The following is a 13,519-nucleotide window of genomic DNA, read 5'->3' on the forward strand; positions in this document are numbered from 1 at the left end:
CGGTCAACCTGGCGGGGGGGCTCGTATTTTTGTATACCACCCCGGCGGGGCGGGGGGCCCCCCGGGCCCCCCCGCGCCCTTCCTCTGCTCCTGCCTGCCTGCCTTCCCCTACTTGGGGTCGAGCGGCTTCAGGCACATGCTGTACTGCACCCGGCCGCGCCGGGTCTGCTCGTAGCGGGACTCGCCCGGCTCGCACTCGGCTTCGTACTTGCTCGTGACCTTGTACTCGGCCGTGGCACCGGAGCAGTCGACCTTCTCCATGTCCGGGCTGCTCGTGGACCCCTTGTTCTGCACGCAGTCACCGATCTCGGCGGCCGCCGGCGCTTTGGCGGCCTCGCTGCCGGGGCCCGTGGTGTTGCCGCGGCTGGTGTACCACCAGACGCCCGCGATGACACCGGCGATGAGCAGGACCACCACCTTCATCAGCGGTGACTGCCGGTTGAACGAACCGCCGCCACCGCCGCCGCGCGGGCGCTGGGGCTGCTGAGGCGGCTGGGGCTGCTGGGGTGCGAACTGCTGCTGGCCGTACGGCTGCTGCGGCTGCTGGCCGTACTGGGGCGGCGGCCCCTGGTACTGCGGCTGGCCCTGGTACTGCGGCTGGCCCTGGTACGGCGGCTGGCCCTGGTACGGCGGCTGGCCGTAGGGCTGCTGTGGCTGCTGGTAGCCGCCGTGGGGCGGCGGAGGCATGGACAAGGCAAGTCCCCCGACTTTCCATACGTGTTCACGTCAATGCTGAGCGGCAGACGTTACAAGACAGGCCGCCCCTTGACGGAACCGCCCCCTTGCACCACCCTTTCACTACTCAATTAGTGAAAGGGTGGTGCAAGGGCATGGTCGAGTTCCGTATCGACCGGCGCAGCGGCGTCGCCACCTACCTCCAGATCGTCCAGCAGACCCAACAGGCCCTGCGCCTGGGCCTGCTGGAGCCGGGCGACAAGCTGCCCACGGCCCGTGAGGTCGTCGAGGCGACGGCCATCAACCCGAACACGGTCCTGAAGGCCTACCGCGAGCTGGAACGCGAGGGCCTGGTCGAGGCCCGCCGCGGCCTCGGCACCTTCGTACGGAAGTCACTGGGCTCCACGCCCACCGACTCTCCGCTGCGGGGCGAGCTGAGCCAGTGGGCCGCCCGCGCCCGCGCCTCCGGCATGGAGAGGGACGACGTCGCGGCGCTGTTCAGCGCCGTACTCGAAGAGCAGTTCACCGGATCAGAACCAGAGTCAGAGCCAGAGCATGCAGCCAAGGGGGATTCCGCATGACCGACACCGCCATCGAGGCGGCCGCGCTTGCCATGAGTTACGGGCGGCGGGGCCATGCCCTGCGCGACTGCTCCTTCCGGCTGCCCGCCGGACGGATCTGCGCGGTCGTCGGGCCCAACGGCGCGGGCAAGTCGACCCTGCTCGCCCTCGCGGCCGGGCTCCTGAGGCCGACCGGGGGCGCGCTCACGGTCCTCGGCACCGACCCGGCCACCGCGCGCGAACACATCGCGTACGTCGCCCAGGACAAGCCCCTGTATCCGCAGCTCAGCATCGCCGACACCCTGCGGCTCGGCGCCGAGCTGAACCCCGGCCGCTGGGACACGGACCTTGCCGAACGTGTCGTACGCGAGGGTGACTTGGACCCGTCGCTGCGCGTGCGCACGCTCTCCGGGGGTCAGCGCACCCGCGTCGCGCTCGCCCTCGCGCTGGGCAAGCGGGCCGAACTTCTTCTCCTGGACGAACCGATGGCCGACCTCGACCCGCTGGCCCGGCACCAGCTGATGGGGACGCTGATGGCGGAGGCCGCCGAGCACGGCACCACCGTGGTGATGTCCTCGCACATCGTCGGCGAACTGGCCGAATCGTGCGACCACTTGCTGCTCGTATCCGGCGGGCGGGTGCGGCTCGGCGGCGGTATCGACGACCTCGTCGGCGCGCACGCCCTGGTCACCGGGCGCCGCCCCGTCGAGGACCTCGCCCCGCACACCGTCGTCGAATCCCGCGCCACCGGCCGCGGCCTGGCCGCGCTGATACGGCCCGAGGGCCCGGTCGGCGAAGGCTGGGACGTCGAAGAGCCGTCCCTGGAGGAACTGTTGCTGGCCCACCTGCGTTCACCCGAAGCCCCGGCGCTCCTCACGCCGAGCACCATGGTTCGTACCGGGCGCGAGGTGACGGCATGAGTGCCCCTCTCCTGCGCGGAACGCGCTGGGCGGACGTCCGGCTGCACCGCGGCACGCTGTGGGCGGGGCTCGGCCTGGTCGTACTCGCGGCCGTGGTGACCGGCTATCTCCGCTGGGCGGTCTACGCCTACCCCGAGCCCACCGGCGCCTGCACCTCCGACGGCTCCTGCGAGACGTTCCTCGGCTTCGCCAGCGCCCGGGACCTGTTCTACGAGTTCCTCCAGAACTACTCCACGGGGATGCTCCTGATCCCCGTCCTGATAGGCGCCTTCGTCGCGGGCCCGGTCATCGGACGCGAGATGGAGGCGGGCACCCACCGGCTCGCCTGGACCCAGTCGCAGTCGCCCGCGCGCTGGCTGCTCTCGAAGCTGACGGTGTTCGCGGTGCTGAGCGTGGCCGGCGGGCTCGGCCTGATGGCGATCTTCTGGATCGGCCGGACCGGCTACGAGGGCATGTCGGATCTGGTCTGGGCCGATCGCGGCGTCTACGAGTCCATCGGCCCGGCCCTCGTCGCGTACTGCCTGCTCGGCGTCACGGTCGGCGCACTGGTCGGCCTGCTGGTGCGTCGCACGCTGGTGGCCCTTGCCGCCGGGGGCCTCGTCACCGGCCTCGTACTGCTGGGCATGGGCAGTGTGCGGTGGGAGCTGTTCCCGGTGCAGACGATCTCCGGGCCCGCCTCTGGCACGAGCACGAGCTACACGATGCATGACCTCCCCCTGTCCTCGCTCATCATGGACATGGGGGTCCACAATGCCGCCGGTGAACGGTTCGTGGCCGGGCAGTGCTCGCCGGAGCAGATGGCCCACTTCCCCTGCCCCTCCGACACCAAGATCACCGGCTGGTACGCCGACTACCACCCCTACTCCCACTTCTGGTACGTCCAGTTGATAGAGACGGGTATCGTCCTCGCCCTCACCGCCGCGGCCGCCTACGCCGCGTTCCGCGTGCTCAGGCGCCGTACGGCCTGAAGCCCCGGCCCGTGAAGAACAACCCCCCGGACGTGTAGACGTCCGGGGGACCCCGGCACATGTCCCGCACGTCATGTCGCCGTAACCGGCGATTCAGACTGCCTTGCGATCCTCGCTCAATGCAGCCCGCCGTGCCCGACCCTCTCCCCATGAACGGGAAGCTTCATCTCACCCCGGCATCCTCCGACGCGCCTATCGGTGTCCCGGCGCGGAAGAATGGGTCCATGAGCCAGCCCAGCACGCAAGGTCAGGTCCAGCACGCCCAGCCCTCCGTAGGCTCCATCGCCGCTCACCGCCCGCACACGCTGTCCGCCGCGGTCTCCGACCTCGACCCCGACATCGACGCCGACCTCGACGCGTACGACGAGGACGGCCAGGTGGGGCACGACGGGCAGGAACTGCCGCAGGGCCGGTTCCTGGACCGGGAGCGCAGCTGGCTGGCCTTCAACGAGCGCGTTCTGGAGCTCGCAGAGGACCCGAACACCCCCCTCCTCGAACGGGCTAATTTCCTGGCGATCTTCGCCTCGAACCTGGACGAGTTCTTCATGGTCCGGGTGGCGGGCCTGAAGCGGCGCATCGCGACCGGCGTCGCCACCCGTTCGGCCTCAGGTCTCCAGCCCCGCGAGGTCCTGGAGCTGATCTGGAACCGTTCCCGCGAGCTCATGGCCCGGCACGCCGCCTGCTACCAGGAGGACGTCGCCCCCGGCCTCGCCGACGAGGGCATCCACCTGGTCCGCTGGAACGAGCTGACCGAGAAGGAGCAGTCCCGCCTCTTCACGCTCTTCCGGCAGCAGATCTTCCCCGTCCTGACCCCCCTCGCGGTCGACCCGGCGCACCCCTTCCCGTACATCTCGGGGCTCTCGCTCAACCTCGCCGTGGTCGTGCGCAACCCGGTGTCGGGACACACCCACTTTGCACGCGTGAAGGTTCCGCCGCTGCTCTCCCGCTTCCTTGAGGCCTCCCCCCAGCGCTACGTCCCCATCGAGGACGTCATCGCCGCTCCCGCGCACCTCGCGGAGCTGTTCCCCGGCATGGAGATCCAGGAGCACCACATGTTCCGGCTGACCCGGAACGAGGATCTGGAGGTGGAGGAGGACGACGCCGAGAACCTGCTCCAGGCTCTGGAGAAGGAGCTCATGCGGCGCCGTTTCGGGCCGCCCGTGCGCCTTGAGGTCGAGGAGTCCATCGACCGGAACGTCCTCGACCTGCTCGTGCGCGAGCTGAAGATAAGCGAGGCCGAGGTCTATCCGCTGCCGGGCCCGCTCGATCTGACCGGGCTCTTCGGCATCGCGTCCCTCGACCGGCCCGAGCTGAAGTACCCGAAGTTCATCGCGGGCACGCACCGCGACCTGGCCGAGGTGGAGTCCGCTTCCGCCCCGGACATCTTCGCGGCCCTTCGCGAACGCGACGTACTTCTGCACCACCCGTACGACTCGTTCTCCACGTCCGTGCAGGCCTTCCTGGAGCAGGCCGCGGCCGACCCGAACGTCCTTGCGATCAAGCAGACGCTGTACCGGACCTCGGGCGACTCCCCGATAGTCGACGCGCTGATCGACGCCGCCGAGTCGGGCAAGCAGGTGCTCGTACTGGTCGAGATCAAGGCGCGCTTCGACGAGCAGGCGAACATCAAGTGGGCCCGGAAGCTGGAGGAGGCGGGCTGCCATGTCGTCTACGGCCTCGTCGGCCTGAAGACGCACTGCAAGCTGTCGCTCGTGGTCCGCCAGGAGGGCGACACCCTGGTCCGCTACTCGCACGTGGGCACGGGCAACTACCACCCCAAGACGGCACGGCTCTACGAGGACCTGGGGCTGCTCACCGCCAAGCAGGAGGTGGGCGCCGACCTGTCCGACCTCTTCAACCGGCTCTCCGGCTACTCGCGCCGCGAGACCTACCGCCGTCTCCTCGTGGCCCCCAAGTCCCTGCGCGACGGGCTCGTCTCCCGCATCGAGAAGGAGATCCAGCACCACCGCGCGGGCCGCCCGGCCTACGTACGCATCAAGTGCAACTCGATGGTCGACGAAGCGGTCGTGGACTCGCTCTACCGCGCGTCGCAGGCGGGCGTGCCGGTGGACGTGTGGGTGCGCGGGATCTGTGCGGTGCGGCCCGGTGTCGCGGGGCTCTCGGAGACGATCCGGGTCCGTTCCGTGCTCGGCCGCTTCCTCGAACACTCCCGCGTCTTCGCCTTCGGCAACGCGGGCGAGCCCGAGGTGTGGATCGGCAGCGCCGACATGATGCACCGCAACCTCGACCGCCGTATCGAGGCACTGGTCAGGGTCACCGACCCGGCGCACCGGGCGACCCTCAACCGGCTCCTGGAGACCGGCATGTCGGACACCACCGCCTCCTGGCACCTGGGCGCGGACGGCAACTGGACCCGGCACGCACTGGATCCGGAGGGCCAGCCCCTGCGGAACGTACAGGAGACGCTCATAGACGCCCGGAGGCGCCGGCGTGGCACAGCTAAACCATGAGACGACCACGGGCGACGTCCTGTCGGCCTATCTTCAGGGCCAGGCAACGGAGTTCCTGCGCTCGCTGAGGCTGCACCGCGAGTCGACGACCGACGCGCAGGGCGCGGAGGACTCCCTGGAGGCGGCCCGCGCCCTGCGCCGCGCGGCCCGCCGCATCGGCGGCACCCTGCACACGTTCCGCCCGCTCCTCGACCAGGAGTGGGCGGCGGGGCTGCGGCCCGAACTCGCCTGGCTCTGCGGCACCCTGGCCCGCGAACACGCGTACGCGGCCCGCCTGGACCGCCTCCTGGACGCCCTGCACCGCCTCTCGGGCACACCGCAGGTACCGGCACCGGTGACGGCCGACGTGGCTTCCGCTGCCGCTGTGGGCAAAACGGCCGCCGGAGCACAGCCCGCCCCTGCCGCTGTGGGCAGGCGTTCCGCAGGGCGGAACGGGTGGGCACAGCCCACACCGCGGGGTGCGGATGACCAGGGCAGCACTCCCAGGGGTCTGACGGTGGGCGCAGCCAAGGCAGCAGCCCTGCTGGAGCGCCAGCTCACCCTCGCCCGCACGCGGGCCCACTCCGCCGCGCTGCAAGCCTTCGGCTCCTCCCGCTTCCACGCGGTCGCGGACAACGTCGCCGTACTGGCCAGCGAGGTCCCGCTGGCCAGGGCCTTCGAGGACCTGAAGCCGCTCGCGGCCAGGGCCGAGGAGGAGCTGGCGGAAGCCGTCGCCGCGCTCCCGCTCGGCCAGGCGGGCCACCCGTACAACGCGGAAGCGCTGACGCACGGCCTCGCCTCCGACACGGACGCCGCCCCCGAGGCACAGGACGCCCCCTGGCTCCAGACCCGCGCCCTCCTGCGCCTGCACAGGTACGCCAGGGAAGTCCTCATCGGAAGCCCGGACGACGACCCGCGCCTGGCGGAGGCGAGCCACGCCCTCGACCGCCACCGCGACGCCGCGGACGCAGCATCAGCCGCCGCATCGGCCGCCCGCACCCCCCGCATCGCCCCGGCGACGGCGTACGCCCTCGGCGTCCTGCACGCCGACCAGCGTCACGAGGTGGAAGCGGCCCGCTTCACGTTCCACCAGGCCTGGCTCCGCGAGACGGAAGCGGTGAGCACCCCATGACGTACGCCGACGGCGAGGTCGTCCGGGCCGCGGGCTGCGTCCTGTGGCGCCACTCCCCCTACGACGGGGAGCTGGAGATCTGCCTGGTCCACCGGCCGAAGTACGACGACTGGTCGCACCCCAAGGGCAAGCTGAAGCGCACCGAGGCCGCCCTGTCCGGCGCCCTGCGCGAGGTCGAGGAGGAGACCGGGCACCTCTGCGCCCCCGGCGCCCGGCTCCCCACGGTCCGCTACCAGGCCCAGGGCCGCCCCAAAGAGGTCAGCTACTGGGCGGCGGAGGCGACGGGCGGTCACTTCACGCCCAACAGCGAAGTCGACCGGATCATCTGGCTCTCCCCGGCCGCGGCCCGCAACCGACTCACGCAACCCCGTGACCAGCAGCTCGTCGACGCCCTGCTGGGGATACTCAACCCGGCGTAGCGGGTCAACTACGTTCCGTGGTGCGGGGCCTAACCAGGCCGACCGCCGAGGTTCACCCGCCGTTCACTCCTGCCCATCGGCCGCTTCACCTGCCCTGCCTAATTTCAGCCGTACAAACACAACGTAAGACCGCAGAACCCGCAGGACAGCAGAACGCAGGACCGCAGGACAACAGCAGGACCTCGTACGACGAAGACCTCGCACGCCGCCAGCAACGAGCCGGCGGCTCCCGGAAGGAAAACCCGAAAGTGAAGCTTCAGCGCAAGAACCGGCTCCGCGCCCTCTCCCTCGGCGCCATCGCCGTCTCCGGCGCCCTGGCCCTCACGGCGTGCGGCTCCGACGACACGAGCGGCGGCAGCGGCGGCTCCGGCAAGGAGAGCGCCGCCAACGCCAACATCAAGTGCGACGACGCCAAGGGCCAGCTCGCCGCCTCCGGTTCGTCCGCGCAGAAGAACGCCATCGACGCCTGGCGCAAGGTCTACTCGACCGCCTGCAAGGACGTTCAGCTGAACTACAACCCGACGGGTTCCGGCGCCGGCATCACCGCGTTCATGCAGGGCCAGACCGCCTTCGCGGGCTCCGACTCGGCGCTGAAGCCCGAGGAGATCGCGGCGTCGAAGAAGGTCTGCAAGGACAGCCAGGCCATCGACCTGCCGATGGTCGGCGGCCCGATCGCCGTCGGCTACAACGTGCCCGGCGTGGACAACCTCGTCCTGGACGCCGAGACCCTCGCCAAGATCTTCGACGACAAGATCAAGACCTGGGACGACAAGGCCATCGAGAAGCTGAACCCCGACGCCAAGCTCCCGAGCACCAAGATCCAGGCGTTCCACCGCTCGGACGAGTCCGGCACGACGGACAACTTCACCAAGTACCTCAAGGGCGCCGCTCCCTCCGCCTGGTCGCACGAGCCCAGCAAGTCCTGGGAGGCCAAGGGCGGCCAGTCCGCCAACGGCTCCTCCGGTGTCGCGGGCCAGGTCAAGCAGACCGAGGGCGCCATCTCGTACTTCGAGCTCTCCTACGCCTCCGAGGGCATCAGCACGGTAGACCTGAAGACCGACGCCAAGGAGCCGGTGAAGGCCACCGTCGACAACGCCTCCAAGGCGATCTCCGAGGCCAAGGTCGTCGGCAAGGGCAACGACCTCGCCCTGGAGCTGAACTACAAGCCCACCGCCGAGGGCGCCTACCCGATCACCCTGGTGACGTACGAGGTCCTCTGCGAGAAGGGCAACAAGGCCGAGACCCTCGCCGCGACCAAGTCCTTCCTGACCTACATCGCCAGCGAGGACGGCCAGAACGTCCTCAAGGAGAACGACTACGCGCCGATCCCGGCCGAGATCATCGCCAAGGTCCGCACGACCGTCGCGGCCCTGAGCTAGCTGAACCGAGTGCGGCCGGCCCCGCGAACCAGGGCCGGCCGCACCGTCCGGTGCACCGCCGCCAGGAGCAACTCCCGCCGAACAAGCGGTGATCGGCTCCGCAGACCGGAGAATCCCATGGATATACCAAGTAGTACGACCTCGCCTCCGCCACTCCACGACGTCAAGCCGTCGCCGGTCACGCCCAAGCGTGCCGCCCGCGGCGCCACCCGCCCCGGTGACCGGATCTTCCTCGGTCTCTCGCGCGGCTCGGGCATCGCCCTCCTGGTCATCATGGCCGCCATCGCGGCCTTCCTGACGTACCGGGCGGCCCTCGCGCTCTCCGAGAACACGGGCAACTTCCTCACCACCTTCGAGTGGGACCCGGCCGGTACGACCACCGGCGGCAAGCCGTTCTTCGGCATCGCGGTCCTGGTCTTCGGCACCGTGGTGAGCTCGGTCATCGCCCTCGCGATCGCCGTTCCCGTCGCCATCGGCATCGCGCTGTTCATCTCGCACTACGCGCCGCGCAAGCTGGCAACGCCGATCGCCTTCGTGATCGACCTGCTCGCGGCCGTGCCCTCGATCGTCTACGGCCTCTGGGGCGCCCTCGTGGTCGCCCCGAACCTCACCGGCCTCTACAGCTGGCTCGACGACTACTTCGGCTGGACCGGGATCTTCTCGTACCAGGGCGGCGCCCCGCGCTCCCTGATGACCGTCGGCATCCTGCTCGCCATCATGATCCTTCCGATCATCACGAACGTCAGCCGCGAGGTCTTCCTCCAGGTCCCGAAGATGCACGAGGAGGCCGCGCTCGCGCTCGGCGCCACGCGCTGGGAGACCATCCGCATGTCGGTGCTCCCCTTCGCCCGCTCCGGCGTCATCTCCGCCTCGATGCTGGGCCTGGGCCGCGCGCTCGGCGAGACCATCGCCGTCGCCACCGTGCTCTCCCCGAGCTTCGTGATCAACGCTTCCGTGCTCGACTTCGGCGGCGGCACCTTCGCGCAGAACATCGCCAGCAAGTTCAACGAGGCCACCGAGTACGGCCGTGACGCGCTCATCGCCTCCGGCCTGGTCCTCTTCATCATCACCCTGCTGGTCAACGGCGCGGCCCGCCTGATCATCGCGCGCCGCAAGGAGTACTCGGGGGCCAACGCATGAGCGCCACGACCATCGCCAAGCAGCCGTCGACCCTGCGGGGTGCCCGGCTCCCGCGCTGGACGCCGGCCGTCGTCGCCCTCGGCTCCGCCGCGATCGCCATCGCCATCGGCGTGGGCGCGGACCTGCACAGCCGTATCCAGTGGGGCCTGATCGCGGCCCTCCTCTACATCGTCGCCTCGTACGTCACCGCGGTGGCCGTCGAGGGCAAGCGCCAGGCCAAGGACCGCCTCGCCACCTCGCTGGTGTGGGTCATGTTCCTGCTGGCGGTCGTCCCGCTGGCCTCGCTGATCTACGAGACCATCGAGCGCGGCTCCACCGTCTTCAACGGCTACTTCCTCACCCACTCCATGGGCGTGATCGCCGACGACGAGCCCGGCGGCGGCATCTACCACGCGATCCTCGGCACCCTGGAGCAGGTGCTCCTGGCCTCCCTGATCGCCGTGCCGATCGGCCTGCTCACCGCGATCTACCTCGTCGAGTACGGGCGCGGGAAGCTCGCCAAGGTCGTCACGTTCTTCGTGGACGTCATGACCGGCATCCCCTCGATCGTCGCGGGCCTGTTCGTCCTCAGCTTCTGGATCCTCATCCTGGGCTTCGACTTCTCCGGCTGGGCCGGCGCCATGGCGCTCGCCATCCTGATGATGCCGGTGGTCGTGCGCTCCACGGAGGAGATGCTCAAGCTCGTCCCGAACGAACTGCGCGAGGCCTCACTGGCCCTGGGCATCCCGAAGTGGCGGACGATCCTGAAGGTGGTCCTGCCCACCGCGATCGGCGGCATCACGACCGGCGTCATGCTCGCGGTCGCCCGTATCGCGGGCGAGACCGCGCCGGTGCTGCTCCTGGTCTGGGTGAACCCCATGATCAACACGAACCCGTTCGAAGGCTCGCAGGCCTCGCTGCCGCTGTACATCTACCAGCAGTACGCGGCGGGCAACCAGGCCGGTTACGACCGCGCCTGGGCGGCGGCCCTGGCCCTCATCGGCTTCATCATGATCCTCAACCTGGCGGCCCGCGGCGTAGCCCGCTGGAAGGCCCCCAAGACGGGCCGCTGACGCGGCCACTCAGCGACCCTCTCGTACCCCCTCGAAAGAAGCAGTGATCCCCATGGCCAAGCGAATCGACGTATCGGGCCTGACCGCCTTCTACGGCTCCCACAAGGCCATCGAGGACATCTCGATGACCGTGGAACCCCGCTCCGTGACCGCCTTCATCGGCCCCTCCGGCTGCGGCAAGTCCACCTTCCTGCGCACCCTCAACCGCATGCACGAGGTCACCACCGGCGGCCGCGTGGAGGGCAAGGTGCTCCTGGACGACGAGGACCTCTACGGTTCCGGCGTCGACCCGGTCAACGTGCGCCGCACGATCGGCATGGTCTTCCAGCGCCCCAACCCCTTCCCCACGATGTCGATCTTCGACAACGTGGCCGCGGGCCTGCGGCTCAACGGCTCGTACAAGAAGAGCGAACTGAACTCGATCGTCGAGAAGTCCCTCAAGGGCGCCAACCTCTGGAACGAGGTCAAGGACCGCCTGAACAAGCCCGGCTCCGGCCTCTCCGGCGGCCAGCAGCAGCGTCTGTGCATCGCCCGTGCCATCGCGGTCGAGCCCCAGGTCCTGCTCATGGACGAGCCCTGCTCGGCCCTCGACCCGATCTCGACGCTCGCCATCGAGGACCTGATCGGCGAGCTCAAGGAGCGCTTCACGATCGTCATCGTGACGCACAACATGCAGCAGGCGGCGCGCGTCTCGGACCGTACGGCCTTCTTCAACCTCGCGGCGGTCGGCCAGCCCGGCAAGCTCGTCGAGATCGACGAGACGGAGCGCATCTTCTCCAACCCGTCCGTGCAGGCCACCGAGGACTACATCTCGGGCCGCTTCGGATAAAGCCCACTCGGGTAAAGCCCACCCACTCCCCGCGGTGCTGCATGGCGGTGCCACCGCAGGGGCAACAAAGAAAGGCCCGCCCCCTGGCTCCCGGGGGGCGGGCCTTTCCGTTGCGCTTTTCTTTGTCCCGCGTATTCCTAGAGGAACGCGAGATTCACGATCCAGAAACTGACCGCGGCGACAATGGCAGCGGCCGGCATCGTGATGAACCACCCCAGAATGATGTTCTTGGCGACACCCCAGCGCACCGCGTTGACCCGCTTGGTGGCGCCCACACCCATGATCGCGGAAGTGATCACGTGCGTGGTCGAGATCGGCGCGTGGAACATGAACGCGGTGGTGAACATGATGCCCGCGCCGGTGGTCTCGGCGGCGAATCCCTGCGGCGGGTCAAGCTCGATGATCTTGCGGCCGAGCGTCCGCATGATGCGCCAGCCGCCCGCGTACGTACCGGCGGAGAGCATGAGCGCACAGGCGATCTTGACCCAGATCGGAATCGGCGCGTCGGCGTCCTGCACGTCGGAGATGACCAGGGCCATCACCACGATGCCCATGGTCTTCTGGGCGTCCTGAAGGCCGTGTCCCAGCGCCATTCCGGCCGCGGACACCGTCTGCGCGATACGGAACCCGCGCTTGGCCTTGTGCGGGTTGGACTTCCGGAACATCCACATGATCGCGCACATCACCAGATAACCGGCGACCAGACCGACCACGGGCGAAAGGAACATCGGAATCACGACCTTGTCGAGGACTCCGGACCAGATCACCCCGATTCCACCGGCGAGCGCGGCTCCGACCATTCCACCGAAAAGCGCGTGGGAGGAGGAGGAAGGCAGCCCGAAGTACCAGGTGATGAGGTTCCAGACGATGGCGCCCACCAGGGCGGCAAAGAGGATCCACATTCCCTTGTTGCCTTCGGGCGTCTCGATCAGACCCTTACTGACCGTCTTGGCGACCCCGCTGCCCATGAAGGCGCCGGCGAGGTTCATGACGGCGGCCATCGCGAGAGCCGCGCGAGGCGTCAGCGCACGCGTGGAGACGGAAGTGGCGATGGCGTTCGCAGAGTCGTGAAAGCCATTCGTGTACGTAAATCCGAGCGCGACGCCAATGGTCACGATCAAAGCAAAGGTGTCCATGGAGAGGCCTCAGGACTCCTTGACCGCGATGGTCTCCACCGTGTTCGCGACGTGCTCGAACGCGTCGGCCGCCTCTTCAAGCACGTCGACGATCTGCTTGAGCTTCAGGACCTCTATGGCGTCGTACTTGCCGTTGAAGAGCTGGGCGAGGAGCTTGCGGTGGATCTGGTCGGCCTGGTTCTCCAGACGGTTGACCTCGATCCAGAACTCGGTGAGGTTGTCCATCGTCCGCAGATTCGGCATGGCCTCCGCCGTGAGCTCGGCGGCTCGCGACAGGACCTCGATCTGCTGCTCGACACCCTTGGGGAGTTCTTCGACCTGATAAAGGACGACCAGGTCGACGGCCTCCTCCATGAAGTCCATGATGTCGTCGAGGGACGAGGCCAGGTTGTAGATGTCCTCGCGGTCGAACGGCGTGATGAAGGAGGAGTTCAGCTGGTGGAAGATCGCATGTGTCGCGTCGTCTCCAGCGTGCTCCGCTGCCCGCATACGCTCTGCGATCTCGGCTCGGGCGGAGGCATCGGCCCCGAGCAGTTCCATCAGGAGCTTCGAGCCCGTGACAATGTTGTCCGCGGATGCGGCGAACATGTCGTAGAAGCTCGTCTCCCTGGGGGTCAGACGAAAGCGCACGTGGGGTCCTCGGGGTGCTTTGGATTCGGTCAGGCTGATGCTAGGCGCATCATCCGGCCACGGCTAACCGGCCAGACCCCAGTGTCGCCCATCAGGCACAGTGATCAGCACGCCCCCCGAGCAATCGAGTATCCTATACCCACCTGGGGTATAGGAAGCCAGGGATGCAGGAAGCCGGTCGAGCCCGTGGCTTTCCTAGTGACTGCCCAGCAGAGTGACTTTCCAAGCA

At 68.8% G+C, this 13,519-nt stretch carries 13 protein-coding genes; 10 read left to right on the forward strand and 3 right to left on the reverse strand.

Translation table 11 applies throughout. The features are described 5' to 3' along the window. Positions 1-108: 108 nt before the first annotated feature. Positions 109-687 carry an LppU/SCO3897 family protein gene (locus tag ACQKIP_RS24145; RefSeq protein WP_365860217.1) on the reverse strand — a complete coding sequence of 193 codons (579 nt, stop codon included), beginning with the start codon at positions 685-687 and terminating at the stop codon, positions 109-111. A gap of 143 nt (positions 688-830) precedes the next feature. On the opposite strand from ACQKIP_RS24145, the gene ACQKIP_RS24150 reads away from it, so the two are divergent. The 10 genes from ACQKIP_RS24150 (at position 831) to pstB (ending at position 11,524) form a co-directional block, all read left to right on the forward strand. Next, on the forward strand, positions 831-1,256 hold the full coding sequence (locus ACQKIP_RS24150; protein ID WP_365860216.1) for a GntR family transcriptional regulator: 426 nt from the start codon (positions 831-833) through the stop codon (positions 1,254-1,256). Beyond that, a complete protein-coding gene (locus ACQKIP_RS24155) occupies positions 1,253-2,155 on the forward strand; it encodes an ABC transporter ATP-binding protein (protein WP_365860215.1) in 903 nt (300 codons plus the stop codon). The genes ACQKIP_RS24150 and ACQKIP_RS24155 overlap by 4 nt, the downstream gene beginning before the upstream one ends. Next, entirely contained in the window at positions 2,152-3,123 is a 972-nt protein-coding gene (locus tag ACQKIP_RS24160; RefSeq protein WP_365860214.1) for an ABC transporter permease, read from the forward strand. The genes ACQKIP_RS24155 and ACQKIP_RS24160 overlap by 4 nt, the downstream gene beginning before the upstream one ends. Positions 3,124-3,347: 224 nt before the next feature. After that, positions 3,348-5,594 (forward strand): RNA degradosome polyphosphate kinase, encoded by a 2,247-nt coding sequence (locus ACQKIP_RS24165; RefSeq protein ID WP_365860213.1) that lies wholly within the window; start codon positions 3,348-3,350, stop codon positions 5,592-5,594. Next, positions 5,575-6,705 carry a CHAD domain-containing protein gene (locus ACQKIP_RS24170; RefSeq protein ID WP_365860212.1) on the forward strand — a complete coding sequence of 377 codons (1,131 nt, stop codon included), beginning with the start codon at positions 5,575-5,577 and terminating at the stop codon, positions 6,703-6,705. The genes ACQKIP_RS24165 and ACQKIP_RS24170 overlap by 20 nt, the downstream gene beginning before the upstream one ends. Further along, positions 6,702-7,124, forward strand: a complete 423-nt coding sequence (locus ACQKIP_RS24175) for an NUDIX hydrolase (protein WP_365860211.1) — start codon at positions 6,702-6,704, stop codon at positions 7,122-7,124. Before ACQKIP_RS24170 ends, ACQKIP_RS24175 begins: the two co-directional genes overlap by 4 nt. 248 nt (positions 7,125-7,372) lie before the next feature. Beyond that, the gene (gene pstS / locus ACQKIP_RS24180; RefSeq protein ID WP_365860210.1) at positions 7,373-8,503 is read left to right on the forward strand and encodes a phosphate ABC transporter substrate-binding protein PstS; all 1,131 of its coding nucleotides are present in this window, start codon (positions 7,373-7,375) and stop codon (positions 8,501-8,503) included. A gap of 117 nt (positions 8,504-8,620) precedes the next feature. After that, positions 8,621-9,643, forward strand: a complete 1,023-nt coding sequence (gene pstC, locus ACQKIP_RS24185) for a phosphate ABC transporter permease subunit PstC (RefSeq protein ID WP_365860209.1) — start codon at positions 8,621-8,623, stop codon at positions 9,641-9,643. Then, entirely contained in the window at positions 9,640-10,695 is a 1,056-nt protein-coding gene (gene pstA / locus ACQKIP_RS24190; protein ID WP_365860208.1) for a phosphate ABC transporter permease PstA, read from the forward strand. Before pstC ends, pstA begins: the two co-directional genes overlap by 4 nt. Before the next feature lie 52 nt (positions 10,696-10,747). After that, complete coding sequence (gene pstB, locus ACQKIP_RS24195; protein WP_365860207.1) at positions 10,748-11,524, forward strand: phosphate ABC transporter ATP-binding protein PstB; 777 nt, start codon at positions 10,748-10,750, stop codon at positions 11,522-11,524. Positions 11,525-11,661: 137 nt separating this feature from the next. Here the strand turns inward: pstB and ACQKIP_RS24200 are convergent, their stop codons facing one another. Then, positions 11,662-12,660, reverse strand: a complete 999-nt coding sequence (locus ACQKIP_RS24200; protein WP_361200936.1) for an inorganic phosphate transporter — start codon at positions 12,658-12,660, stop codon at positions 11,662-11,664. Positions 12,661-12,669: 9 nt separating this feature from the next. Further along, positions 12,670-13,290, reverse strand: coding sequence for a DUF47 domain-containing protein (locus ACQKIP_RS24205; RefSeq protein WP_135330927.1), 621 nt, complete (start codon positions 13,288-13,290; stop codon positions 12,670-12,672). Positions 13,291-13,519: the final 229 nt, after the last annotated feature.

Origin of the sequence: Streptomyces sp. NPDC059900, from assembly GCF_050270335.1 — a bacterium.
Taxonomy (GTDB): Bacteria; Actinomycetota; Actinomycetes; order Streptomycetales; family Streptomycetaceae; genus Streptomyces.